This window comes from Halomonas litopenaei (assembly GCF_017303055.1).
In the GTDB taxonomy this organism is placed as follows: Bacteria; Pseudomonadota; Gammaproteobacteria; order Pseudomonadales; family Halomonadaceae; genus Halomonas; species Halomonas litopenaei_A.
In genome coordinates this window covers 700,283-724,537 of the sequence record NZ_JAEKJT010000003.1, presented here as the reverse complement: position 1 = coordinate 724,537, position 24,255 = coordinate 700,283, and the positions used below count along the sequence as shown (strand labels likewise).

At 64.0% G+C, this 24,255-nt stretch carries 19 protein-coding genes; 11 read left to right on the top strand and 8 right to left on the bottom strand.

Annotated elements, in window-relative coordinates:
• Window positions 1–94 precede the first annotated feature (94 nt).
• Entirely contained in the window at window positions 95–1,114 is a 1,020-nt protein-coding gene (locus tag JF545_RS07150; protein WP_206940683.1) for a Fe(3+) ABC transporter substrate-binding protein, read from the bottom strand.
• Window positions 1,115–1,560: 446 nt separating this feature from the next.
• Between JF545_RS07150 and JF545_RS07145 the strand changes: the two genes are divergently transcribed.
• Complete coding sequence (locus tag JF545_RS07145; RefSeq protein WP_206940681.1) at window positions 1,561–2,676, top strand: ABC transporter ATP-binding protein; 1,116 nt, start codon at window positions 1,561–1,563, stop codon at window positions 2,674–2,676.
• A gap of 41 nt (window positions 2,677–2,717) precedes the next feature.
• Here the strand turns inward: JF545_RS07145 and JF545_RS07140 are convergent, their stop codons facing one another.
• A complete protein-coding gene (locus tag JF545_RS07140; RefSeq protein ID WP_206940870.1) occupies window positions 2,718–4,373 on the bottom strand; it encodes an ABC transporter permease in 1,656 nt (551 codons plus the stop codon).
• 218 nt (window positions 4,374–4,591) lie between these two features.
• Between JF545_RS07140 and JF545_RS07135 the strand changes: the two genes are divergently transcribed.
• The 3 genes from JF545_RS07135 to JF545_RS07125 all read left to right on the top strand — a co-directional run bounded on the left by JF545_RS07135 (window position 4,592) and on the right by JF545_RS07125 (window position 9,512).
• Window positions 4,592–5,194, top strand: coding sequence for a TetR/AcrR family transcriptional regulator (locus JF545_RS07135; protein WP_206940679.1), 603 nt, complete (start codon window positions 4,592–4,594; stop codon window positions 5,192–5,194).
• A gap of 118 nt (window positions 5,195–5,312) precedes the next feature.
• Window positions 5,313–6,461 (top strand): efflux RND transporter periplasmic adaptor subunit, encoded by a 1,149-nt coding sequence (locus JF545_RS07130; RefSeq protein ID WP_206940677.1) that lies wholly within the window; start codon window positions 5,313–5,315, stop codon window positions 6,459–6,461.
• A 3-nt stretch (window positions 6,462–6,464) separates the two neighbouring features.
• A complete protein-coding gene (locus tag JF545_RS07125; RefSeq protein WP_206940673.1) occupies window positions 6,465–9,512 on the top strand; it encodes an efflux RND transporter permease subunit in 3,048 nt (1,015 codons plus the stop codon).
• 28 nt (window positions 9,513–9,540) lie between these two features.
• On the opposite strand, the gene JF545_RS07120 is transcribed toward JF545_RS07125, so the two are convergent.
• The 4 genes from JF545_RS07120 to dctP form a co-directional block, all read right to left on the bottom strand.
• Window positions 9,541–10,485 carry an alpha/beta hydrolase family protein gene (locus JF545_RS07120; RefSeq protein WP_206940671.1) on the bottom strand — a complete coding sequence of 315 codons (945 nt, stop codon included), beginning with the start codon at window positions 10,483–10,485 and terminating at the stop codon, window positions 9,541–9,543.
• Window positions 10,486–10,704: 219 nt separating this feature from the next.
• Window positions 10,705–12,030 carry a TRAP transporter large permease gene (locus JF545_RS07115; protein WP_206940669.1) on the bottom strand — a complete coding sequence of 442 codons (1,326 nt, stop codon included), beginning with the start codon at window positions 12,028–12,030 and terminating at the stop codon, window positions 10,705–10,707.
• Window positions 12,027–12,539 (bottom strand): TRAP transporter small permease subunit, encoded by a 513-nt coding sequence (locus JF545_RS07110; protein WP_206940667.1) that lies wholly within the window; start codon window positions 12,537–12,539, stop codon window positions 12,027–12,029. Before JF545_RS07110 ends, JF545_RS07115 begins: the two co-directional genes overlap by 4 nt.
• Before the next feature lie 77 nt (window positions 12,540–12,616).
• On the bottom strand, window positions 12,617–13,723 hold the full coding sequence (gene dctP, locus JF545_RS07105; RefSeq protein ID WP_206940665.1) for a TRAP transporter substrate-binding protein DctP: 1,107 nt from the start codon (window positions 13,721–13,723) through the stop codon (window positions 12,617–12,619).
• A gap of 358 nt (window positions 13,724–14,081) precedes the next feature.
• Between dctP and JF545_RS07100 the strand changes: the two genes are divergently transcribed.
• Genes JF545_RS07100 through rmuC form a run of 3 tightly spaced genes read left to right on the top strand, consistent with a single transcriptional unit; the run spans window position 14,082 to window position 19,343 of the window.
• Window positions 14,082–16,400 carry a tRNA(Met) cytidine acetyltransferase TmcA gene (locus JF545_RS07100; protein WP_206940662.1) on the top strand — a complete coding sequence of 773 codons (2,319 nt, stop codon included), beginning with the start codon at window positions 14,082–14,084 and terminating at the stop codon, window positions 16,398–16,400.
• 35 nt (window positions 16,401–16,435) lie between these two features.
• Entirely contained in the window at window positions 16,436–17,902 is a 1,467-nt protein-coding gene (locus JF545_RS07095; RefSeq protein WP_206940660.1) for an aminoacyl-histidine dipeptidase, read from the top strand.
• A 1-nt stretch (window position 17,903) separates the two neighbouring features.
• Window positions 17,904–19,343 (top strand): DNA recombination protein RmuC, encoded by a 1,440-nt coding sequence (gene rmuC, locus JF545_RS07090; protein ID WP_242520709.1) that lies wholly within the window; start codon window positions 17,904–17,906, stop codon window positions 19,341–19,343.
• 167 nt (window positions 19,344–19,510) lie between these two features.
• Here the strand turns inward: rmuC and JF545_RS07085 are convergent, their stop codons facing one another.
• Together JF545_RS07085 and JF545_RS07080 are read right to left on the bottom strand one after the other, a co-directional pair.
• On the bottom strand, window positions 19,511–19,984 hold the full coding sequence (locus JF545_RS07085) for a Dps family protein (RefSeq protein ID WP_206940658.1): 474 nt from the start codon (window positions 19,982–19,984) through the stop codon (window positions 19,511–19,513).
• Between the two features lie 208 nt (window positions 19,985–20,192).
• Window positions 20,193–21,332 carry a glycerate kinase gene (locus JF545_RS07080; protein WP_206940656.1) on the bottom strand — a complete coding sequence of 380 codons (1,140 nt, stop codon included), beginning with the start codon at window positions 21,330–21,332 and terminating at the stop codon, window positions 20,193–20,195.
• Window positions 21,333–21,512: 180 nt separating this feature from the next.
• Here JF545_RS07080 and JF545_RS07075 point away from each other — a divergent pair, with 180 nt between their 5' ends.
• From JF545_RS07075 to JF545_RS07060, 4 genes are all read left to right on the top strand, one after another.
• Window positions 21,513–22,106: a hypothetical protein gene (locus JF545_RS07075; RefSeq protein ID WP_206940654.1), complete on the top strand. Its 594-nt coding sequence runs from the start codon at window positions 21,513–21,515 to the stop codon at window positions 22,104–22,106.
• Complete coding sequence (locus JF545_RS07070; RefSeq protein ID WP_206940652.1) at window positions 22,103–22,459, top strand: hypothetical protein; 357 nt, start codon at window positions 22,103–22,105, stop codon at window positions 22,457–22,459. The genes JF545_RS07075 and JF545_RS07070 overlap by 4 nt, the downstream gene beginning before the upstream one ends.
• Window positions 22,460–22,563: 104 nt before the next feature.
• Window positions 22,564–23,193, top strand: coding sequence for a DUF1007 family protein (locus JF545_RS07065; protein ID WP_206940650.1), 630 nt, complete (start codon window positions 22,564–22,566; stop codon window positions 23,191–23,193).
• Window positions 23,187–24,254 (top strand): nickel/cobalt transporter, encoded by a 1,068-nt coding sequence (locus tag JF545_RS07060; RefSeq protein WP_315899991.1) that lies wholly within the window; start codon window positions 23,187–23,189, stop codon window positions 24,252–24,254. Before JF545_RS07065 ends, JF545_RS07060 begins: the two co-directional genes overlap by 7 nt.
• Window position 24,255: the final 1 nt, after the last annotated feature.

Here is a 24,255-nt window from a genome sequence, read left to right as displayed (position 1 = left end):
ACGCTGCGAACGAAAAAGCCCCGAGCCATCGACTGGCTCGGGGCTTTTTTTGCGTCAGGCCTGCAACTTGGCAGTCGCTGGCCTCAGCGACGGATCAACGCCAGCCAACGCGGTCGAAGATCTTGATCGCTTCCGGGTTGTTTTCACCCAGCACGCTGACGTTGACGTCGTCCTTCTTGAACTCGCCCCAGGAAGACAGCACCTCATCGAGGGCGACGCCTTCCACCACCGGGAACTCGTGATTGCCCACCGCAAACAGCTCCTGGGCCTTGTCGGATGCCAGGAACTCAAGGAAGGCCACCGCGTTATCGTGGTTCGGCGCACCCTTGACCAGGCCTGCGCCGCCGACGTTGACGTGGGCACCACGGTCATCCTGATTGGGGAACAGGATCTGGACGCTCTCGGCGGCTTCGCGCTCGTCGTCGTTGTCGGATGTCAGCAGGCGCACGTAGTAGTAGTGGTTGGCGACGGCCACATCGCACTCACCGCTGGCCACGCCCTTGATCTGGTCACGATCACCGCCTTCCGGGTCCCGCGCCATGTTATCGACGACGCCCTGGGCCCACTCCTCAGCCCCTTCCTCGCCGTGGTGCTCGATCATCGATGCCAGCAGTGACTGGTTGTAGATGTTGTTGGACGAGCGAATGCAGATCTTGCCCTTGAGGCTCGGGTCGGCAAGCTTCTCGTAGGTGTCGACCTGTTCAGGATCGATGGTCTCCGGGTTGTAGAAGATCGCACGCACACGCTGGCTGAAGCCGAACCAGTCACCTTCAGGGTGGCGCATGCTGGCGGGCAGGCGCTCATTGAGCACCTCGGAGTCCACCGCCGCGAAGATGCCTTCTTCCTCGGCACGCCACAGACGGCCAGCGTCCACGGTCATCATGATGTCTGCCGGGCTGGCTTCGCCTTCGCGCTTGATGCGCTGAATCAACTGATCGGAATCGCCCTGCAGCACATTGACCTCGATGCCGGTCTCCTCGGTAAAGGCATCGTACATGGCCTGGTCTGAGTCATAGTGACGAGCGGAGTACACGTTGACGCTGCCGTCGGCGTAGGCAAGGCCGGAAGCGCTTGCCAGGGCAATGGCAGCGGCGAGGCGAGTGGCGTTTGACATCGGAGACCTCTTGTAGTGGGGAATGATAATACGTGTCATTCTGCGATGATATTGAACGGCTTGTTGCCGGTGGCGTCAATCATTGTGCCTCCACGGAGCGATGGCGATGGCTTCACTCGGCATAGTCGGCACGGCTCATCCGAGGGAAGCCCGCTACCATAGGGGCAGTTACCTCAATAGAGGCAGTAGCCTCGACGAGGATTGCGCCTGCCAGGGGTGTGACAGGCGGTGCGGGGCACATACCGGCGCTTGCCAGCGTCTGGTGAAGGGAGCTGGCCGGTCTGGTGAAGGGAGCTGGCCGGCGTCTGGTAACAGAAAAAGGAGGAAGGCGTGTTGGAAGGATTCGCGTTACCATGGCCTGCCCAGCGGCGCTGGTGGGCGTCCCGAGGCCGCAGGGCCTGACACCCGCCACTCTTGTTTTCGGCTCTTCAGGTGCGATGACCGTCATGCCCCCACACTCTGCCTCCGCTGCTGCCGAGCAGCTAGCACTCGAACAGACACCGTTGATGACCATGCACAAGGTCCAGCATCGCTACGCTGATGCGCTGGCGGTGCGTGATGTGTCCTTTTCGATAGCGCCAGGGGAAGTGGTGTGCCTGCTCGGGCCCTCCGGCTGTGGCAAGACGACCTTGCTGCGCATTGTGGCGGGGCTTGAGGCGCTGCAAAGCGGGGAGCTGGTGTTCGATGGGGAGCGCCTTGCGGCCCCCGGGCTGGCCCATGTCCCCCCCGAAAAGCGCAGCGTCGGCCTGGCATTTCAGGAGTCGGCGCTGTTTCCTCACCTAAGCGTGCTCGACAACGTCAGTTTCGGGCTTAAGGGATTGCCGTCAGCCAAGCGCCGACAGCGGGCGCTGGAACTGCTTGCCCAGCTTGGCATGGACGGTTATGCCGAGGCATTTCCTCATACCCTGTCGGGAGGTCAGCAGCAGCGCGTGGCCCTGGCCCGAGCCCTGGCGCCTTCGCCCAAGTTGATGTTGCTTGACGAGCCCTTTTCCAGCCTCGATGCACGACTGCGGGACCGGATTCGGGACGATACCCTGCACGTGCTGAAGCAGCTGGGCGCTGGCACCCTGCTGGTGACCCATGACCCGGAAGAGGCCATGTTCATGGCCGATCGTATCGTCTTGATGCGAGAAGGCAGGGTGGTGCAGGCAGGCACCCCGGAAGAGCTCTACTGTGCGCCCGCGACGCCCTTCGTGGTGACCTTCTTCGGGGACGTCAATCGTCTTGAAGGGACGGTGCAGCGGGGCTATGTGCGCACGGCCGTGGGTCCGGTGGCAAGCGACCTGGCCGAGGGTTCGCGTGCACAGGTGCTGGTGCGACCGGAAGCGCTGCGGGTGGTGGAAATCGACAGCCCCAAGGCGCACGAACATCACAGCCACGTGCTGATGGCACGCCTACTGGGACGCAGCAGCCTGTTGCACCTCTGCGTGCATGGCAGTGATGGCCAGGAAGCCCACATGCACGCCCGCGTACCCGGCGTCTTTCTTCCCCGCGAAGGCCAGGCCGTCCAGGTCAGTCTCGATCCGGCCCAGGCCTTCGTCTATCCGGCCGACATGGTCTGATATCAGGTGACATGAGCTGGCCCGGCTGACGCCCGGTCTGATCAGGCGCCTCTGTGGCCAGGGCGCGAGCGGCGCATGGCCAGGCTCAGCAGGACCACCGGAATGATCCCCACCGCCACGATCGCCAGCGAGGACGTGGACGCCTCGGCGAGCCGCTCGTCGGCGGCCAGGTTGTGGGCCCTGACCGCCAGGGTGTCGAAGTTGAACGGACGCAAAATGATCGTGGCCGGCAATTCCTTCATGACATCCACAAAGACCAGGATACCGGCGGCCAGCAGACTGCCTCGCATGATCGGCGTGTGCACCTTGCGCAGCGTGCCGGTAGCGGTCTCCCCCAGGGTGCGTGCAGCGGCATCCATCGACGGTGTGACCTTGCCCAGGCTGGCTTCCACCGCGTTGAAGGACACCGCCAGGAAGCGCACTACGTAGGCGTAGATAAGGATGAAGGCGGTGCCGCTGAGAATGAGCCCGATCACCTCGCCGGTGGCGGCCTTGTAGAGCTGATTGACATGGTCGTCGACCCAGGCAAAGGGAATCAGGATGCCGACGGCCACGACGGACCCCGGGATGGCGTAGCCAAGGGAGGCAATTCGCGTTGCCGTGCGGGTCACCGCGCTGGCTTCCAGTCTGGCGCCGTAGCTCAGGATGACCGCCAGTCCCACCGCCACCAGCGAGGCGCTGATGGCCAGCAGCAGGCTGTTGCCGGCGTACTCCAGAAAGGCGCCTCCCAGCACGCTGTCGCCAGCCTTCAGGGCCATGCTGCCCAGCAACAGGCAGGGCAGCACGAAGCCCACGGTCACCGGCACGGCGCAAGCCAGTGTCGCCCCCCAGGCACGGGCACCTCTAAGTCGATACTCCGGCAGCTGCTGATAGCGGTGCGAGGTGTGATGAAAGCGGCGCTTGCCCCGTGACCAGCGCTCGAGCAGCACGAACAGGATGACGAAGGCCAGCAGGCAGGCGGCCAGCTGGGCGGCGGCGACCTGCTCGCCCAGGCCGAACCAGGTGCGGTAGATGCCCGTGGTGAAGGTATCGACGCCGAAGTACTGCACGGCGCCAAACTCATTGAGGGTCTCCATCAGCGCCAGCGATACCCCGCCCACCAGAGCCGGACGCGCCAACGGCATCGCTACCTGGGTGAACATCTGCCAGGGCGTGCGACCCAGCGTTCGTCCCACATCCAGCATGCACACCGACTGCTCCAGAAAGGCGGCTCGCGCCAGCATGTAGACGTAGGGGTAGAGCACCAGGGTGATCAGGGTGGCCGCCCCAGGCAGGGAGCGAATGTCGGGGAACCAGTAGTCACCGCGCGACCACTCGAAGGTCTCCCGCAGCAGGCTCTGCAGTGGGCCTGCGTACTGCAGAAAGTCCGTATAGGCATAGGCGATGACATAGGTAGGCACCGCCAGTGGTAGCAGCATGGCCCACTCGAACAGGCGCTTGCCCGGGAAGCGGCACATGACCACCAGCCAGGCGCAGCCGGTACCGATCGCCAGCGTGCCAAGGCCGACGCTCAGGACCAGCAGCAGGGTGTTGACCAGGTAGCGACTCAGCACAGTGTCGGCAAGGTGGCGCCAGATATCGCCAGCAGGCACAAGAATGTGGCCAAGAATGACCAGCACCGGCAAGGCGACCACGGCGGCAACACCCAGAGTGAGCCAGCCCCAGCGAGATAGCCGTCGTGATGGAGCGTTGGCCATTGAGGAAGAACTGCTGGACAAGAGGATACTCCTGGTCGGACACCGCAGGTCGGGCGGGACGCAAGATGATACCAGCCCGTCGCCGATGCTGCAGTCAGTGGAAAGGGGCAGGGGCGCGGTATCGCTCAGGTATTCCTGCCAGGCAACCACAGGATGGCTTTGAAAGTGAATGAGTATTCATTTATTTTAAAAGGCATCTGACAGGAGGCTTTTACATCGTGCGACCCCGTGATGACAGCAAGCGAGTGGGACTGCTCGAAGCCACTCTGGTCGAAGTGACAGAGCACGGCTTTCAGGTCGCCTCGGTCGCGCGTATTGCGCGTCGCGCCAAGGTCTCGCCGGCGACGGTCTACATCCACTTCACCGACAAGACCGCGCTGCTCGAAGCGACCTTTGTGCACGTGTGTGACCGCTTGATCGATACCGCGCTGGAAGCCTTCGATGACGAAGTCGACTTGCGTGCAGGGCTCAAGGCGATCTGGCGGGCGTTGTTCGGCTTGGCGCTGGAGCAGCCGCGGCTGTTTCGCTTTCACGATGCCTTTAGTCACTCGGTATGGATGACCGAGGCACTGCGTGAGCGCAACGACTGCCGACTGTCGCCGCTGCTTGACGTGGTGGACCAGGGCCAGCGCAGCGGTGTGCTCAAGCCCGCCGGTCGCGCCCTGGTGCACTGCTTTCTGTTTTTGCCGATCTATCAGCTGGTGCACGGCCAGCAGTGCCACCCCTTCGACCCCAGTGACGCCAATATCGAGCTGGCCTTTGCCATGGCCTGGGATGCGATAGCCGCCAGTCCGGAGGCGGCTACGCAAGGCTGTCGCTGAATACGTCCTGTTGGCGCAACAGCCTGAACCAAGAGCCTGACGCAAGACATTGAAACAAAACTGAATACTGACCCCCGATAGCCCCTGACCCAAGACCCCTGGATGCATTGGAGCCCCCATGATCCCTTTCCGCCAGCGCCTGATTCTTCGTCGACGAAGCCTTGTTGCCACGCTGCTTGCCGTCGTTGTGATAGCCGGCTGTGAGGCCGACCAGCCGCCACTGACGCAGCAACAGGTGCATCCGGTGAAGCTGGTAGCGCTGGATGCCAAGCGCCAAGGCATGCTGATGCGCTATCCCGGTCAGGTTCAGGCGTCTGAGCGTTCGGAGCTCTCCTTTCGCGTTGGCGGAGAGCTGCGCGAGCTTGCCGTACAGCCAGGCGATGAGGTTGAAGCCGGCGACTTGATCGCTCGGCTGGACGACCGCGACGCCGAGAGTCAACTGGCCAGCGCTCGCTCCAGTTACAGCCTGGCGGAGGCGACCTACGAGCGCATGCGTATCTCGCTGGAGCGCGGCGCCATCAGCCGCTCACGCTTCGACGAGGCCAGGGCCGAATACCTCTCGGCCCAGGCCCAGCTCAAGCAAGCACAGGACCAGGTCAGCTACACCGAGCTGACGGCGCCGTTCAGCGGTGTGATTGCCTCGGTGCCTGTCGATAACTACCAAGTGGTCACCGCCCAGCAGACCATCGCCGAGCTGCAGCAGCCAGGTTCCATCGATGTCACCTTTCAGCTGCCGGAACAGCAGGTGCGCCGGATCAACGACGAGCGTGCTCAGGCGGTGCAGGACGGTGATGAGGCCGTGGTGTGGGTCACCTTCGCCGAAAATCAGCAGCAGCGGTACCCGGCCCGCTACAAGGAGCACGACAGCAGCGTGAGCCAGGGCTCACTGAGCTATGAGGTGACCCTGACCCTGCCTGAGCCGGAGGACATCACCGTGCTGTCAGGCATGAGTGCGACGGTGCTGCTCGACATGAGTGCGCTCACCGGTGACAGCCGAGACCCCTGGCGCGTGCCGGTGGCCGCGGTGACCACTCGCGAGTCAGCCCCTGAGCAGCCAGTGGTGTGGCGCTTTGTGCCGGATGATCCCGCCGCCGCTGAAGGCCCCGGCAAGGTCGAGGCCGTGCCGGTGACGCCGGGGCCGATTACCACCCGGGGGATGTTGATCGAAGGCGAGCTTGAGGCCGGTGATCGGCTGGTGGCTGCCGGTGCAGAGCGGATGCAGGAAGGGCGACAGGTGCGCCCGTGGATCAAGGAAGAGGGGCTCTGATCAATGGTCGATTTTTTCCTGCGCCAGAAGGTGATCAGCTGGATGATCACCCTGCTGCTGGCCATCGGCGGCGTCGTCTCCTTCTTCGGTCTGGGCCAGCTCGAGTTCCCCGAATTCACCATTCGCAACGCTATCATTTCGACCCAGTACCCTGGCGCGACGCCTGAGCAGGTCGAAGAAGAAGTCACGCTGCGTCTGGAGAAAGCCATCCAGCAGATGCCTGACCTCAAGCGTGTCAGCTCGGTCAATGCCGACGGGCTGTCGCAGATCACCGTGGAGCTGGAGAACACGGTGCGCGAGAACGAGCTGGATCAGTACTGGGACCTGCTGCGCCGCAAGATCAATGATGCCCAGGTTCAGCTGCCTCCTGGAGCGGGCACGTCGATCGTCAATGATGACTTCGGTGACGTTTTCGGCTTGCTGCTGACCTTGACGGGGCCGGACTACGGTCAGCAGGACCTGGAAGATCATGCCGACCTGCTGCAACGCGAACTGCGCCTGGTCGAGGGGGTCAAGAAGGTGGCCATCGCCGGCACGGTGCAGGAGCAGGTGGTGGTGTCCCTCGATCGTGACCGCATGAAGGCGCTGGGAATTTCGCCGCAACAGCTCAGCGACCTGCTCAATGCGCAGAACGTGGTCGGCGATTCCGGTCACATCAAGCTGGATGGCCTGTCCCTGTCGCTGCAGCCGACCGGCGAGTTCGACAGCGTCGAAGCGCTTGAGCAGCTGGTGGTAGGGCGGCCGGGTAACGGCCTGATTCGGCTGGGGGATATCGCCGAGGTGTCGCGTGAGCTCAGCGACACGCCCCAGTTGTTGTATCACGCGGGCGGCCAGCCGGCGCTGTCCATCGGGATTTCCTTCGCCTCCGGGGTCAATGTGGTGGAGGTCGGCGAGCGGGTAGAGGCCCGACTCGCTGAGCTGTCCCAGCGCATGCCGCTAGGGATGGAGCTGGAGACCGTGTATCACCAGCCCCACGTCGTGGAAGACGCGGTCAACGGGTTTTTGATCAACCTGGCGGAAGCCGTTGGCATCGTCATCCTGGTACTGCTGCTGTTCATGGGCGTGCGCAGCGGACTGCTGATGGGCTTGATTCTGCTGCTGACCATTCTCGGCACCTTCATCATGATGTCGATCCATGGGATTCAGCTGCAGAAGATATCGCTGGGCGCCTTGATCATCGCCTTGGGCATGCTGGTGGACAACGCTATCGTTGTCACCGAAGGCATGCTGATCGGCATGGCCAGAGGCAAGACCAAGCGCCAGGCGGCGCTCGAAGTGGTTGGACAGAACCGGCTGCCCTTGCTGGGGGCCACGGTGATCGCCATCACCGCCTTTGCCCCGATAGGGCTGTCTCCTGATGCCACCGGTGAGTTCGTCGGGTCGCTGTTCTGGGTGCTGTGCTATTCGCTGTTTCTCAGTTGGATCACCGCCCTGACCCTGACACCGTTCTTCTTTGATCTGTTCTTCAAGGACCGCGTCGCGGGCGATGACCAGAGTGACGACGTGGACCCCTACCGCGGGCTTTTGTTTCGGGTCTTCCGGCGCATGCTTGTCCTGGGTATACGGTTTCGCTACCTGACGCTGTTGCTGGCGGTCGCCCTGCTGGCCGGCGCTCTGTCGGTGTCCGGTCAGGTCAAGAACGCCTTTTTCCCAGATGCCACCACCCCGCTGTTCTTCGCCGATGTGTGGCTGCCGGAAGGGACCGATATTCTCGATACCGAGCGCACCGTCGAGCGGCTGGAGCAGAAGGTCCTCGAGATGGAAGGCGTGACCCAGGTGACCAGTGTGATCGGTGGCGGCGCCCAGCGCTTTACCCTGACCTATGCCCCGGAAGACCGCTACGCGAGCTTTGGCCAGTTGATCGTCGAGACTCGTGATCGCGACAGCCGAGAGGCGCGCATGCGCGACGTGATCGAGACGCTGCGACAAGACTTCCCGCGGGTTCAGTACAAGGTGCAGGCGCTGCAGGTAGGCCCATCGGCCAAGGCCAGCATCGAGGCGCGTATCTACGGTGATGACCCCGAGACCCTGCGTGAACTGGGGGCACAGGTGCGCGGCATCTTTCAGGATGAACCCATGGCGGACAGCATTCGCCTGTCATGGAGCAACCGCGAGAGTGTCATTGTCCCCGAGTTCCTGGATGAGCAGGCACGCCGGGTGGGGGTAACCCGCGATGGTCTGCAGCAGGCCTTCCGTCTCAACAACGATGGCGAGCAGGTCGGCGTCTATCGGGAAGGCAGTGAGCTGATCCCGATCGTGATGCGCTCCCAGGAGGGGCAGCGTCACGACATCGATAACCTGGGCGCCATCAACGTCTGGAGTGAAGAGCAAGGGTGCTACCTGAGTGCGGGCAACGTGCTGGGTGAGCTGCGTACCGAGCTGCGGGACCCCTTGATCAAGCGCCGTGACAGGCGGCGGATGTTGGCCGTCTACGCAGAGCCCATGCCGCTCTCCGGTGAGACCGCTGCCAGCGTGCTGGGACGGCTGCGGCCCCAGGTGGAGGCCATCGAGCTGCCGCCAGGCTACGCCATCGAGTGGGGCGGTGAGTACGAGACCGCCAGCGAAGCTCAGCAGGCGCTGCTGTCGTCGCTGCCGATGGGCTTGCTTGGCATGTTCATCATCACGGTGCTGCTGTTCGGGCGCCTGCGACAGTCGCTGGCCATCTGGTCCATCGTGCCATTGATGATGATCGGCATCATTGGCGGCCTGGCCCTGTTGGGAGCACCCTTCACCTTCATGGCGCTGCTCGGCACCCTGAGCCTGATCGGCATGGTGCTGAAAAATGCCATCGTCCTGATGGAAGAGATCAACGTCCAGCGCAAGCTTCAGGACGATGCCCATGATGCGGTGGTCCAGGCCGCCGTCAGTCGTGTACGCCCGGTCACCATGGCGGCGATCACCACCATGTTGGGCATGTTGCCCCTGTTCACCGATGCGTTCTTTGCCTCCATGGCCGTGGTGATCGTGTTCGGCCTGGGGGTGGCGACGCTGCTGACGCTGGTGATGGTGCCGGTGGTGTACTGCACGCTGATGCGCATTCGCGCGAGCTGAGAGTGGGCAGTGATAGCTCCCGGCGACGTCAGCCGCCGGGGGCATAGAGTTCGCGATTCGGTGTGACGGCAGAGGTATCCGGCGTGCTCTGTGCCTGCGGGTCAGCGGACGCCAAGTGCTGCTCCAGCCACCCCGTCAGCAGGGGCCACAAGGTCTCCCGGTGGCGTCGGCGGAAGCCGTCCAGGTGTCCCAGTGTGCCACTGCCCAGCGTCTCAGGAGTGAGCTGCAGACGCGTCACCGGGGCCTGGGTGAAATAGGACGCCAGCAGGTCAATGCTGTCGCGGCTGGCGTAGGGGTCGTCATCGAAACCGACCACCAGCAGCGGTATGGTCAGCCTGGCGAAACGGGCCTCCGCGGCAAGCTCAGGATCATCGAAGAAATAGCGCGGCAGACTGATCCAGTGGCTGCACTGGCGGGCAACGCCGCAGGGGACGTCTTCACTGACCCCCAAGCGCCGACAGGGGACATAGCCGGCGACGCGGGACAGCAGAGGAAACAGGATCTTCAGCAGCACATAGGCCCGCAGGCGAAGCCACGGTGACGTGATGAAGCGCAGGCAACTGGCGTTGCAGGCGATCAGCACGGCGGCGCTCAGCAGTCGACTGGCCTCGCCCAAGCCAATGGCATGCCCGCCAAAGCTGTGTCCCACCGCCAGCATCGGGAGCGTCGGCCAGCGCTGGTGCGCCCAGCGCGTCACGCTGTCGGCGTCCAGTTCTGCCCAATCCTGCATGCTCACCTGTAGCTGGTCGAGGTGTTCCGGTCGCGACCGGCCTATCCCGCGGTAGTCATAGCAGATCACCGTCAGCCCTCGTTCACACAGGGCATTGGCAAACCCCTGATAGAGACGCTGGGAGACAGCGGAGGCGGGATGGATGATCACCACTCCTCGCGGGTCCTGGTCGGGTTCGAAGAGGCTGGCGCCGAGCGGATAGGCGTCGGCGGCAGGTAGGGTAAAGCGAGAGACATTGGCCATCGGTTGGGCCCTGCACGGTAGGTGGATCGAGAGGTCGGGATCTCTCGATAAGTAATACGGCGCAGGAACTAGGTCGAGGCTTTACCAAAACGGTAGCGCGGGAGGGTGAAAAGCCGAAGAGTATGCTCTCTCGGTACTGGAAATCTCGTCGCTGCAAAGTAAAAAAGCCCCCGCCGAAGCGGAGGCTCACTCGTACCGTCGCGGTGATCTTGCGTGTACTTATCCGAGCAGCTTGGAGGGCAGGCCGGTGACCAGCCAGGGGAAGTACGACATCAGCACGCAGGCCAGCAGGATCAGCGCGCAGAAGGGAATGACGGCCTTGTACAGATCCAGCGTCTCGACCTCGGGCGGGGCCACGCCCTTGAGGTAGAACAGCGCGTAGCCGAAGGGCGGGGTCAGGAAGGAGGTCTGCAGCACCACGGCGACCATGACCACGAACCACAGCATGTCGACACCCATGGTCTCCACGATGGGGAGCATGATCGGGAAGCTCAACAGTACGATGCCGGTCCAGTCGAGGAACATCCCCAGGACGAATACCAGCAGGAACATCAGGATCAGCGCACCCGTGGTGCCGCCCGGCATGGCCAGAACCAGCTCGCTGATCACATCCATGCCCCCGCCAATCGAGAACACTCCGGTGAAGGCGGTGGCGCCGACCAGCACGAACATCACCATGGTCGTCGTCTTGCCGGCCTCGATGAAGGTGGTATAGCAGGTCGACAGCTTGCGGTCGCCGAAGATCAAGAACAGGCAGAACGCCAGCGTCACGCCAATGGCAGAGGCTTCCGTGGCCGTGGCAATACCGGTGAACAGGGCTCCCAGCACGCCAAGGATCAGGCTCATGGGCGGCAGCACATACTTGCACAAGCGTACGATCAGCTCGCCGGTACTGGTTTCGGCGCGTTCCTCGACACCTACCGGGGGACCGAAGTCAGGTTTGATCAGGCAGACGATGAGCACATACAGCGCATACATGCCCCCCAGCAGCAGGCCAGGCACCAGGGCGCCGGCAAACAGTGCGCCGACCGACACGGGAGAGTAGCTGGCCATCAGGATCAGCATGATGCTCGGCGGGATCAGAATGCCGAGACAGCCGCTTGCCATGATCACCCCGGCGGACAGCCCCTTGTGGTAGCCGTACTTGAGCATCGGCGCCAGAGCGATCAGTCCCATGACGGCGATGGAGGCACCGACGATGCCGGTAGTGGCCGCCAGCAGTACCGAGACGATGACCACCGTCAGCGCCAGGCCGCCGCGCACACGTCCGAGCAACAGTCGCATGCTCTCGAACATCTTCTCGGTGACGCCGGAGTCGTTGAGAAAGCGTGCCATCAGAATAAACAGCGGGATCGCCACCAGAACATAGTTGTCCATGGCGCGCCCGTAGATGTTGTTGATGATGATGCCCAGCACCTGTGGGCCGGGGCCCAACCAGGCACCCAGCACCGCCATGCCACCCAGCACGAAGGCAAGCGGGTGGCCCATGAAGAGCCCCAGCATCAGTCCGGAGAACATGAAGATGGTAAGAAGTTCGGCACTCATCGGGCCTCCTCCCTGTCGTGGGTAGTCAGCTCCGTGATAGCGCGGATGACGATGGCGACGGCCTGCAGCAGGATCAGGACACCGGCGATGACCAACACGGCCTTCACCGGGTACACCGGAATGGAGACGATGCCGTAGGTGGACTCGGCGCGGCTCCATGAGCGTTCGAAGAAGCGCCAGCTATAAGTGATGAACATGATGATGAAGGGGGTGAAGAACAGCAGGTAACCCAGCAGGTCGATCAGCGCCCGGCCACGGCGGGACAACAGCTGCTTGACGATATCCACCTCCACGTGGGCGTGATGACGCAGCCCATAGGCGGCCATCAGCATGAAGTGGGTACCGAACAGCATGGTGGTGATGTCGAAGGCCCAGTCACTGGGGCGTCCGAAAAAGAAGCGCATCGCGATGTCGTAGACCACCACGAGGGTGATGATCGCGATCAGCGGAGCGATCAAACGGCCGAACCACTCGTTCAAGCAGTCAATGGCCTTGGCAATGGCGTTCATGGTGGAAGTCTCGTCGATATCCAACGATGACCGGCGGCCTGATCAAGGCCGCCGGCCGGTGAAGGCAAGCGTGTTGCCTAGTTCATGCAGGCTTCGATGTCGTCGAGCGACGGGATGTTGTCGGTGACGCGGCTCATGTTGAAGGGCACTGAGACGTCACGCCACTGGGCGTAGTCCTGCAGGTAGCTGATCATCGACTGATAGACCTTGGCATGCATCGGGTCCTCGCAGGCACCCTGCACGATCACCTCGTTGGTGATGTCCTGGATCTTGGCCAGATCCTCTTCGGACAGCTGGTTGATGGTGGTGCCATCCTCGATGAACTTGGCGGTGCCTTCTGTCGACTGCTTCTCGGACCAGGCCAGTGACCAGGCCATGGTGGCTTCAGAGGCGATCTTCAGCTTGGCCTGAGTTTCCTCGGACAGTGCGTCCCAGGCATCCTTGTTGATCATGACGCCGAACACACTGGCGGACTGGTGCCAGCCAGGGGTCATCCAGTAGTCAGCCACCTCGGAGAAGCCGGCCTTGTAGTCCACCCCAGGGGTGGAGAATTCGGCGCCATCCACCACGCCACGTTCGATGGCCTGATAGATTTCACCGCCAGCCAGAGTGACCTGAGAGCCGCCGAGTTGCTCGAGGACGCGGCCTTGGTCGCGACCGGACAGGCGCAGGCGCTTGCCTTCGATGTCGGCGATGGACTCGATCGGCGTGCCACCACGGAAACCCGATTCATTGTTGGTGATACCGTAGGGCAGGTAGACCATGTTGTACTGGCCGTAGATCTCCTGGTAGAGCTCAAAGCCCCCCCATTGGGTAATCCAGTTCAGGTAGTCGACGCCGTTGAACAGGCTGGTGGTCGTTGCCAGCGGCGAAAATGCCGGGCTGCGACCGGCCCAGTAGCCAGGCCAGTCACCGGCGGCCTGGATGCTGCCGGTTTCGGTGGCATCGAAGACTTCGGTGCCAGGCATCAGGGTGCCGCCGGCGTAGAACTCGATCTGGACTTCGTCACCGGCCAGCTGGTTGACCAGCTCAGCCCAATGCTTGTCGATGGCGATCAGGTCGAGGTTCTCTGGCCAGGTGGTGGTCATGGTCCACTTTTCCTGGGCCATCGCCGAGCTGGACATGGTGGCCAGGGCGATACCAGCCACCAGGCCGGTAAGCGTGAATGTGGTGGTGTGCTTCATGCAGGTGCTCCCCGTGGGTTGTTGTGATTCTGCAAAGGAGGCGGTCGCTGCCTCTCCAGGTTGGCGTTTGGCATCCATGGTGGCGGTGCCTGGGAGTAGTGGCCGAACAGCGGGGGGACCCTCGCTGTCGCCTCGGCTTCATCAAGCTAGCACGGTCCACAAGCGTTGTTCGATGCGACACATGTCGATGAATCACCACGCTTTTTTGGCATATGCACAGCTCTTGAAGCGATAAAAAGTATCGACAATTCAAGAAAATGAATAAGTTAGAAGCGGATCTATGCTGCACCGCCATAGATCGCACGAGCGTTTAATCGGTGCTTTCATTAGACCAAAGTTGATTTATCTTGGAGCCGCCATGCATAGCCTCGTCACCCATGCCGATCTCGAGCGCCTACGCGACTATCGTGCGCGTCTGGCCCAGCAGCGTCAGCGCGGGATGGTGTGGATGACGGGGTCGCCGGAACAGGTCCGTCGTCGAGCCCTGGAGTGTCTCGCACAAGGGGGCTGGGAGGCGCCGCTGTGGGCGGGCATGGACCTTGAGGTCGTGGCAGAACCCGCACGGGACGAAGTGGAGATGGTGGCGCTCGGCAAGGCCAGGATGCGCCTGGGGCATGAACACGATCTGCTGATCGTCGATGCCCTGTCACCCGCCTCGGGGCTCGACCCCGATGCGCTGGGCGCGCTGTCCGGTACCCTGGTCGCCGGCGGTCTGCTGCTGCTGCTGATGCCAGACGACGGCGGCCGCCAGCCTGACCGGGACTACCGGCGTATCGCCGCTCACCCCTGGGCGTCGGCGTCGCTGACCAGTCACTATCTTAAGCGCCTGCACCGCTTGCTGGGCGAGCTGGATGGCGTCATGCATTGGCATGGCGATGCCGGCCTGTCGCCAGCGCGCTCTTTAGATGGGGCCCCGGCCCAGGCTTCAGACCTCGCTTCAACTCGGGCTCCGGCGTCCTTATCGCCGACTCAATCCGAAACGGTGTCACCGTCCTCGGATGCTGACTGCCTCACCGCGGACCAGGCCGAGGCGGTGCGCCGGTTGTCTCGCCTCAAGCGCCGCCGTCCGCTGGTGATCACCGCAGACCGTGGTCGTGGCAAGTCCGCGGCGCTGGGCATCGCCTGCGCGCGAATGCTGGAGCACGCCTCCGCCGATTCGCCGGTCGAGATCCTGCTGACCGCCCCCAGGGTGTCATCCGTGGAGGCGGTGTTCGCCCGTCTGGCGGCGCTGTTGCCGGAGGGTGTGCGTGACGGCAATGACTACTGCCTGGCCGCCGGGCGGCTGCGCTTCATGGCCCCAGATGGGCTTTCCGATGCCGTGACCACGGGCGAAGCCGGCGGCGCCGGCAGCGTCCTGCTGGTGGATGAGGCTGCGGCGATTCCGGCAGCGCTGCTGGGTCAGTGGCTGAAGGCATTTCCGCGTGTCGCCTTCGCTACCACCGTGCACGGCTATGAAGGCTCTGGTCGAGGCTTTGCGCTGCGCTTCAGGCGTCAGCTCGACGCTATCACACCGCAGTGGCAGGCCATGGAGCTGACCGCGCCGATACGCTGGGCGGCCGGTGATCCCCTGGAAGCGGCGATATCGGCTCTGCTGTGTCTGGACGCGGAGATGCCCGACGTACCGGTGGCAGCTGGCGACCTGGCGTCCCAGGTCGCGGCGCTGCCGTCGTCAGTCATCGATCGGGCGGCCCTGGCGCAAGATGAGGATGCCCTGCGCGGGATGTTCGGGCTGCTGGTGCAGGCCCATTATCGCACCACCCCCAGTGACCTGCGGGCGCTGCTGGATGGTCCTGACACCCGCCTGTGGGTGCTGGGCCCGCCGGCCCATCCGGTGGCGGTCTGCGTGACCATCGATGAAGGCCGCTTTGACGACGACCTGGCAGAGCAGGTGCTGCTGGGGCAGCGGCGTCCACGGGGACACCTGATGGCCCAGTCCCTGGCCGCACACGCCGGCGAGCGAGGTGCCTTGACCGGGTCGTTGCGCCGGGTGTCCAGAATTGCCGTGCATCCTGACTGGCGTCGTTGCGGATGCGGGGCGCGCCTGCTCGATGATGTCGCCGATCAAGCGTCGCTAGATGGCTGCATGCTGCTGGGGACCAGCTTCGGTGCAGATCCCGAGTTGCTGAGCTTCTGGTACAGCCGGGACTATCGTCCGGTGCGCCTCGGCCTGACCCGGGAAGCGGCCACCGGCGAGCACGCGGTCATGCTGGCCCGGAGCCTGACAGATGACGGGCAGCGGATCCTTGAGCGCCTGACCCAGCGCTTCCAGCGACAGCTGCCAGGGCTTCTGGCGTTCGAGCTGCCGCTGCTGCCGCCGCAGGTGGTGATGGCGTTATTGGCCCATTCCACCCTGGCGCCGCCGGATGATCATGACCTGGGAGAGCTGACGGATCTGGCGCGGGGCCTGCGTGAACCCGCTTTGTCGCGACCGGCTATCCAGGCCCTGATCGTTGCCCTGGCCCGGCTGTCTCACCAGGCCATCACCTGTGGCGATCAGGGGGGGAATGGCGACCTGGCGTGGCTCGCGGCCTGGGCGTTTCAAGGCCGCTCGGAAAGTTCCCTGGCCGCGGCGCTTTCGCTCAGCGGCAAGGCACAGGTCAAACAATGGCTTCGGGACGCAGTGGGACATGGCCTGGACGTGATCGGTCACCTTTCCAAGCCGGCGGAGCAGGGGTAGAGTGCCTGCATCTGCAAAACCTGGGCATCACCTGCATGAACCAACATCTCGACACCCTCGCGCCTGCCATTGTCTGGCGCCACTTCCGTACCTTGTGCAACACACCGCGCCCGTCGGGCCATGAAGCCGCCCTGGTGGCCGCTATCGAGGCCTGGGCCGAGCAGCAAGGGATCGCTCACGACCGTGATGCCTACGGCAACCTGCGCCTGTCCAAGGCCGCCAGCCCGGGCCACGAACAGGCCCCCGGCGTCATTCTCCAGGGCCATCTCGACATGGTGGCCCAGGCCAATGCCGACATGCCCCACGACTTCACTCGTGACCCCATCGTGACCCGGGTCGAAGAGGGCTGGCTCAAGGCCGATCGCACTACCCTGGGCGCCGATAATGGACTGGGCGTTGCCGCTGCGCTGGCCATTCTCGAGGAGCCGGAGCTGGTCCACGGACCCCTTGAGGCCATCTTTACCCTGGAAGAAGAGACCTCCATGGGGGGCGCTCTCAACCTGGCCAAGGACTGGCTGACCGGCAGCATACTGCTCAATCTGGATTCCGAGGAGCCCGGTCAGGTCTACATTGGCTGTGCCGGCGGTGCTGATGTGGTGGTCGAGGCCCAGCTACCGATGGAGTCGACCAGCGAGGACGAGCAGGCGCTGACGCTCAGCCTCAAAGGCCTGCGGGGTGGGCATTCCGGGATCGACATCGACAAGGGGCTGGGCAACGCCAACCGGCTGCTGGTGCGGGTGCTGCGTGCCCTTGATGGCGGAGAAGTGCGCCTGGTGGAATACCAGGGCGGCACCCTGCGCAATGCCATCCCGCGGGAGGCGCAGGCGGTGATCATGGTGCCCCGGGACGAGGTCGAGCACGTGCACGGCCGTGTCATCCAGCTGGAGGAGGAGCTGCGTCAGGAGCTGAGCGGCGTGGATGAGGGCCTGCGCCTGACCCTGGAGCCCTGCCCAGAGCCTCGTCATGAGGCGCTGACCTGTCACGCCAGCCGGCTGCTGGTGGCGGCCTTGCATGCTGCCCCCTGCGGCGTCGAGCGCATGAGCGTCGATGTTCCGGGCGTGGTCGAGACCTCCAACAATCTTGGCGTGATCCGCCTGCAAGAAGGCCGCTTTCACCTGTGTGCGTTGGTGCGCTCGCTGCGTGACAGTGCCACCGCCGACCTGGCCGAACGTTTCAGTGCCCTGTTTGAGCTGATCGGGGCTCGGACCCGCATTGAGAACGGCTATCCTGGCTGGACGCCACAGCCTGACAGCAGCGTGCTCGAGCGCTTCTGCACGCTGCATCGGGAGCAGTTGGGTGTGGCGCCGGAGATCAAGGTCATCCACGCCGGGCTCGAGTGCGGTATTCTCGGTGGCAAGTATCCACACCTGGAGATGATTTCCTTCGGCCCGCTGATTCGTGGTGCTCACTCCCCCGATGAGCGTGTCGAGATCTCCACGGTGGAAGCATTCTATGACCTGCTGAAGGCCGTGATCAGTGACCTGGCAAGGACCCCTGACTGAGATGAAAGAGGCGTTGCTTACGACCCCGATGACGCCGGCCTTTGCCGGCGTCTCGCTGTTGGCCCTGGTGGCGCTGTGGCTGGTCTGGCGTGGTCGCCAGCATCGCCGCCGCCAGGATCAAGCGCTGGAGCAGCTGACACAGCGTCTGGAAGAGCGTCAGCAGGCCTCGCGTCAGCTGGAGCAGGAGCTGGCGATCAGCGATGCCCAGCTGGATGCCAGTCGAGAGCAACTGGAGACCCTGCGGCGCGAACGGGATAGCCTGCGTGAGCATATGGCCGAGGTGCGCGAGCACAATGCCCGGCTGGAAACCGAACGCGAGCAGATGACAGCACGCCACCGTGAGCAGATGGCGCTGGTGGAGCAGGCACGGGACAACCTCAAGCAGGAGTTCCACCAGCTGGCCGGCCAGGTCTTCGAGGAGCGTCAGCAGGCGTATCAGGCGCAGAGTCGAGAAGGCATGGAGTCATTGCTCAAGCCCTTCCGTGAGCAGGTCGATCAGTTCCGGCGACGGGTCGAGGAACTGACGGGACAGCACAGTCGTGAAGCGGTGTCGCTGAAGTCCCAGATCGAGCAACTGGCCAGCTTGAACGCGCGACTGGGAGAAGAAGCCGCGGGCCTGGCCCGGGCGCTCAAGGGTGATCAGAAGGCCCAGGGGGGCTGGGGCGAGCTGATGCTCGAAACGGTGCTGGAACGCAGCGGCTTGAGGCGCGACATCGAGTACCGGCGAGAGGTCTCGATGAATGGTGAACAGGGGCGCCAGCGGCCCGACGCCATCATCTATCTCCCCGAGGATCGCCACCTGATCATCGATGCCAAGGTCTCGCTGACCGCCTGGACGAGGGTGGTCAATGCCGACGATGAGGCAGAGCGAGAAGCGGCCATGAGTGCCCACCTGACCTCCCTGCGTAGCCATATACGCGGGCTCGCCGCCAAGGATTACCCGGCGTTGCCGGGGCTGCATTCACCGGATTTCGTGTTTCTGTTCGTGCCGGTGGAACCGGCCTTCGCCGCGGCCTTTGAGCGGGATCCCTCGCTGTTTCAGGAAGCCTTCGATCGCCAGGTGGTGGTGGTCACGCCGACCACCTTGCTGGCCAGTCTACGCACCGTGGCGGGACTGTGGAGCATGGAGCGCCAGAATGAGAACGCGCGCATCATCGTGTCCCGGGCCGAGCGTCTGCTGGGCAAGTTCTCTGGCTTCGTCGAGAGTCTCGACGATGTGGGCAAGCACCTGGAACGGGCCAGTAACAGCCATCAGCAAGCGATGAACCGGCTGTCTCGCGGGCAGGGTAGCCTGGTGGCCCAGGCCGTGGAGCTCGAGCGTCTTGGCGCGCGCATGAAAAAGCCGCTGCCTCAGGAGTTGAAGCGTGCGGCGGAGGCTTCCAGCACGCTGACCGGCACTGATGAGGCCAGCAGCCATGAAGGCCACGGCAGGTCGTCCTGACGGCTGCCCCGGAATCCGCCTTGAACGTCGCCCTGGAACCCGCTCCGACGTCAGAGGACTCGCGCAGGCAGCGCGGTGGTGACGGTCGGGTGGTTGGAAGCAAAACGCCCCGCACGCCAGTGGCTGGCGCGCGGGGCGAGATCATTCAGGCCGGTGTGGCGGTGTGGTCAGCCCAGGTAGGCGCCCAGCATCCACACGGTCTTCTCCTGCTCACGGATGTAGTCCCCGACCTGAGAGGCGGTGCCCTCATCGTCGGCATCCGAGGCCACCGACAGGATTTCGCGCTGTAGCTCGATCAGCTGCTGGTACCCTTGGAGCACGCCGCGCACGCAGGCCTCTCCGTCGTGCACGTCCTTGTCTTCGCTGATCCGCGACAGGGTGGTGTAGTCACTGTAGGCGTGGACGGGCTTGTGCCCCAGCGTAAGGATGCGTTCTGCGACCTCATCTACCTTGACCAGCAGGTCGGTGTAGAACTCCTCGAATTTTTCGTGCAGCTCAAAGAAGTTGGGGCCCTTCACGTTCCAGTGATAGCCACGCACGTTCATGTAGAAGATCTGGTAGTTGGCCAGCAGTTCGTTGAGCTTGTTAGCCAGGTCGCTGGCGCTGCCTTGGTGCAGGCCGATGGCGTTGGTGTCGCTCATGCAATACCTCCTTGATCGCTGTGGTCCTGTATATCCCGACAGGGTATCGATACCGGTGGGCGGGAGTGAAACCAATTACCTCCATCGCCGCGATAGGGCCCATTGATGACCGCTCCTAATGACATAGTGATGACCCCCTGCATTTTCAAGGGGCGTGTCCAAGGCGGCGTGTTCCACCAGTCCCAGCAAGAGCGCTTGTCGACGGACCTTAGCGGCCTGACGTAGCGAGCATGGCACGCAGCAGATTTTCCGTGCGATCAGACAGCAGTTCGGCACAGCGAGCCAAGGCTTCATCGAGGTTCATGGGCCCATCTGCCAGTGCAAAGGCGGCGCTGACGCCCTCGTCCAGAGCGGCCTGCCAGCCGGGTGCCATGCGTCCTGCCAGCACGATGACCGGTATGCCTCTGGCCCGTGCCGCACGGGAAATACCTATCGGCGTCTTGCCCGACAGGCTCTGGCCATCGAGCTGGCCCTCGCCGGTGATCACCAGGTCGGCATTGGCCAGCCGCTGCTCCATCCCGGCCTGCTCCATGATCATCTCGATACCCGGGCGCAGCTGCCCCCCGAGGAAGGCCTTTACCGCGAAGCCCATGCCACCAGCGGCGCCGGTGCCTGGCGCATCTCTCCAATCCTGGCCCAGCTGCTCCGCGGCCTTGTCGGCCCAGCGTGATAGCGCGGCATCCAGGCGCTCGACGTCCTCCGGGGAGGCGCCCTTCTGAGGGCCAAAGATGGCACTGGCGCCACGCTCGCCCAGCAGCGGATTGTCCACATCCACGGCGGCCTCGACCACGACCGAGTCGAGGCGCCGGTCTAACCCGGAAAGGTCGACCCTGGCCAAGTGCTCGAGGCCGGCGCCAGTGGGGGAAATCGGCTGATCATCGGCATCCAGCAGCCGTGCCCCCAGCGCTGCCAGCATGCCGGCTCCGCCATCATTGGTGGCACTCCCGCCCAGAGTGATCAGCATGCGCTGGGCGCCGGCGTCGAGGGCCGCCAGGACCAGCTCCCCGACGCCGTGGGTAGTGCTGTGAAGCGCCGTACGCTCTTCGGGGCTCAGTGCCTGCAGTCCGCTGGCCTCTGCCAGTTCGATATAGGCCGTCTGGCTGGCGGCATGCCATCCCCAGGCAGCCTCGCCTGGTCTGCCCAGAGCATCCTGCACGGTGGCGGTACGGCGCTCGGCGCCGGTGGCGCTGAGCAGGGCCTCAAGGCTGCCTTCTCCCCCGTCTGCCATCGGACATTCATCCATGGTCAGGGTGGGGTCGGCGCGTCGCGCACCCTCGGCGATGGCGCGGGCAGCATCGGTGGCGCTCAGCGCATCCTTGTAGCTATCGGGGCAGATCAACACATTCATGGGTGGCCTCTCCGGTTCGAAGAAATGAGCGGGTGACATGAGCTGGTGACATGAACTGGTGATAGGGGGGACGACATGGACAGCCCCCTGGTCGGAATGTCCTGCTGGACCAGCGTTTGCCCCTGACTCGGGACAGCGTAGACTCTCGGAAGTATTTCACGTCATCGGCAGGAGGTCCTGATGCAAGTGTCCAAAAAATGGCGTCCTTCAAGCCGCCCCGATTGGGCGAAATGCTCAGGCGTGGCGGCGTTGTGTCTGTTGCCGTGGCTCAGCGCCTGTCAGACCACACCTCAGCAGATGCCGGTGGCGGAGCCAGCCCCGTCGCAAGCCTGCCAGTGGCCCGTCGTTGACGGGGCAGTGAGTCTTGCGGATGTGGTGGCCGTGCTCGAAGGCCGTGACTTTCTGGTGCGCGATACCGATACCGCGCTGGGGGTGGTCAGTGCCGAGAAGACCGAGCGCACGACCTACCATAATGCCGATGCGGTCAGGCCACGCCTTGGTGGCTTCGTGCTGGGGGGTAGCGGTGGGCATGTCGGCGCCGGAGTTGGCGTAGGGTTCGGTTCCTGGGGCTGGGGCGGCAGCGATGATGCCACCCGAGTGGAGCGCGTGTCCGTGGCGCTGACCGACCAGCAGGTTCAGCTGACGCGTGACATTCGTCTGTTTGACTGGACCGGCCAGCTACGGGAGTCGCGTACCGCCAGCGATGCCTCGTTCTGCACCTCGATTCGCCAGCAGCTGGCATCCCAGGCGGGTGTCTCGGGAGGCATCGAATGAGCCGTTGCTGGGGAATACTCGTGCTGCTGTTGCTCAGCGGCTGTGCCGGCCCATCGGTCACCACGGAAGCGCCGCGGCAGATGCAGGTGGCCGTGAGCGCAGAGCAGACCCTGAACGAGGCGCTTGCCCTGTTGATGGAGCAAGGCTACGTCATCACCCAGGCAGATGGTGCACTTGGACGCATCGATGCCTCCTTGGCGCGGCCGCCTGGCTATCGTCTCGAGGTGCGGGTCGAGGACGTTGGAGACACCCAGGCCAGTGTCAGCCTGCAGGGATTTCGTGGCGGTCGCACGCTGCCCGCTGACGTCGTAGAACCGCTGTTTGTTCAACTACAGGGAAGACTTGCCCGTTGATGTACGCTCTACAATCCGTCCTGGCCGCGGCTGTCTCGCCGAAGCGGCGTGCCACCTGTGGGGATCGCCATTCGCTGTGGCCACGTGTTCGCCGCTTGATGACGATGACCAGTCTCGTGCTTGTCCTGGTGGGGCCCTGGGCAAGCCAGGTGGCGCTGTCACACCCCCATAGCTGGGTCGATCTGTCGGTCCAGCTCGAGACCGATAGCGAAGGCCGGGTGGTGGCATTACGCCAGATCTGGCGTCTTGATCCGTTCTACAGTCTGGTGCTGCTGGAAGAGATCGATGCCGACGAGGAAGGGCGCGATGCGGCCCTCGACCGCCTGGGAGGGGACATGCTGACCAGTCTGGCTCCCCGGGACTTTTTCACCGAAGCCGAGATCGACGGCGAAAAAGTGGTCTTTCAGGGCGTCAGCGATGCCACGGTGATGGAGCGCGATGAGCGTATCGTGCTGCACTTTCGCCTGCCCCTGGCCGAACCCATGGAGCTTGCCGGCAGCACCCTCGAGTACCGGGTATATGACCCCTCCTACTACGTGGAGGTGGTCCATGAGGCCGATGCGGATGGTCCGTTGGACGAAGCGCTGACAGCGCCCGACGGCTGTCAGGCATCGGTCATCATTGCCGAACCCGATCCGGACAAGGTGATGGCGGCCGCCCAGCTGGATGTCGACGACAGTGCGCCGGAAGGGTTAGGACGCTTCTTTGCCGAGACGGGGCGTGTAGCGTGCTGAAGCTGCAACAACCGTGGGTTCAGGTGTGTCTCGCGGTGGGCGCCGTCGCGGGCGTCTTGCTGCTGCTGGCGGTGACCGGCGCGCTGGATACGCTCGGCCACTGGGTGCTCGCCATGCAGGCCGACCTGCATCGTCGCTTGACTCAGGCGGTCACACTGATCGACCAGACGCCGTCCGCTGCAGCCTGGGCCACCTTGATAGGCCTGAGCCTGTTTTACGGCGTTTTCCACGCGGCAGGACCAGGACATGGCAAGGCTGTGATCAGCGCCTACCTGGTCTCCCAGGGAGGCGCCTGGCGTCGCGCCCTGGCTCTGTCGGTGGGAGCCGCGCTGATGCAGGGAGCGGTCGCCATCCTGCTGATACTGGCGCTGGTGCAGGGGCTGGGCTGGCTGACCCGCGAGGCACTGGGCAGTGTGGTGTGGGTCGAGCGGTTGAGCTTCGCCCTGGTCGCACTGCTGGGGCTGTGGCTGAGCGGACGCGCGCTGAAGCGGCTGGTGTCGCTGTCGCGCCCAGCGCAGCAGTCTGCTGGGTCTGAGCACCATGGGGCACACCATCACGAGCCGCACCATATCGAGGCGCACCACCACGAACATCCGTCCCACGGGCATCATGCTCATGGTTCGCATCATGATCATCACGAGTGTTGTGGCGGTCATCACCATGTATCGCCGGATGGCAGTGGTCGCGAGGCCTGGCTGGCCGTGTTGGCGATCGGTGCCAGGCCATGTTCGGGGGCCGTGCTGTTGATGGGCGTGACCAGCCTGCTGGGCCAGCCATGGATGGGGGTGGCAGCGGTGCTGGCGATGTCGCTGGGTACCGCCATGACGGTCTCCACCCTGGGCATCGCCAGCGTGCTGGCACGGGACTGGGTGTCCGCTCGCGTGGCGCGGACATCCGCCACGCGAAGTCGCGCCGTGGCACGCCTGGCCGCCATGGTGGCACTGACCGGTGGCGTGCTGATCATCGGACTGGGCGTTCTGCTGATGCTGCAGGTTGGCGCATCGGATCCTGGCTTGCCACTGATGGCGCCAGGTAGTCGCAGTGGTGGCCTCGGCGTGTGAC

Coding starts and splice junctions, on each gene's coding strand:
- JF545_RS07150 (WP_206940683.1), bottom strand. CDS start 1,114: ATGTCAAACGCCACTCGCCTCGCCGCTGCCATTGCCCTGGCAAGCGCT.
- JF545_RS07145 (WP_206940681.1), top strand. CDS start 1,561: ATGCCCCCACACTCTGCCTCCGCTGCTGCCGAGCAGCTAGCACTCGAA.
- JF545_RS07140 (WP_206940870.1), bottom strand. CDS start 4,373: ATGGCCAACGCTCCATCACGACGGCTATCTCGCTGGGGCTGGCTCACT.
- JF545_RS07130 (WP_206940677.1), top strand. CDS start 5,313: ATGATCCCTTTCCGCCAGCGCCTGATTCTTCGTCGACGAAGCCTTGTT.
- JF545_RS07125 (WP_206940673.1), top strand. CDS start 6,465: ATGGTCGATTTTTTCCTGCGCCAGAAGGTGATCAGCTGGATGATCACC.
- JF545_RS07120 (WP_206940671.1), bottom strand. CDS start 10,485: ATGGCCAATGTCTCTCGCTTTACCCTACCTGCCGCCGACGCCTATCCG.
- JF545_RS07115 (WP_206940669.1), bottom strand. CDS start 12,030: ATGAGTGCCGAACTTCTTACCATCTTCATGTTCTCCGGACTGATGCTG.
- JF545_RS07110 (WP_206940667.1), bottom strand. CDS start 12,539: ATGAACGCCATTGCCAAGGCCATTGACTGCTTGAACGAGTGGTTCGGC.
- dctP (WP_206940665.1), bottom strand. CDS start 13,723: ATGAAGCACACCACCACATTCACGCTTACCGGCCTGGTGGCTGGTATC.
- JF545_RS07100 (WP_206940662.1), top strand. CDS start 14,082: ATGCATAGCCTCGTCACCCATGCCGATCTCGAGCGCCTACGCGACTAT.
- JF545_RS07095 (WP_206940660.1), top strand. CDS start 16,436: ATGAACCAACATCTCGACACCCTCGCGCCTGCCATTGTCTGGCGCCAC.
- rmuC (WP_242520709.1), top strand. CDS start 17,904: ATGAAAGAGGCGTTGCTTACGACCCCGATGACGCCGGCCTTTGCCGGC.
- JF545_RS07085 (WP_206940658.1), bottom strand. CDS start 19,984: ATGAGCGACACCAACGCCATCGGCCTGCACCAAGGCAGCGCCAGCGAC.
- JF545_RS07080 (WP_206940656.1), bottom strand. CDS start 21,332: ATGAATGTGTTGATCTGCCCCGATAGCTACAAGGATGCGCTGAGCGCC.
- JF545_RS07075 (WP_206940654.1), top strand. CDS start 21,513: ATGCAAGTGTCCAAAAAATGGCGTCCTTCAAGCCGCCCCGATTGGGCG.
- JF545_RS07070 (WP_206940652.1), top strand. CDS start 22,103: ATGAGCCGTTGCTGGGGAATACTCGTGCTGCTGTTGCTCAGCGGCTGT.
- JF545_RS07065 (WP_206940650.1), top strand. CDS start 22,564: ATGACCAGTCTCGTGCTTGTCCTGGTGGGGCCCTGGGCAAGCCAGGTG.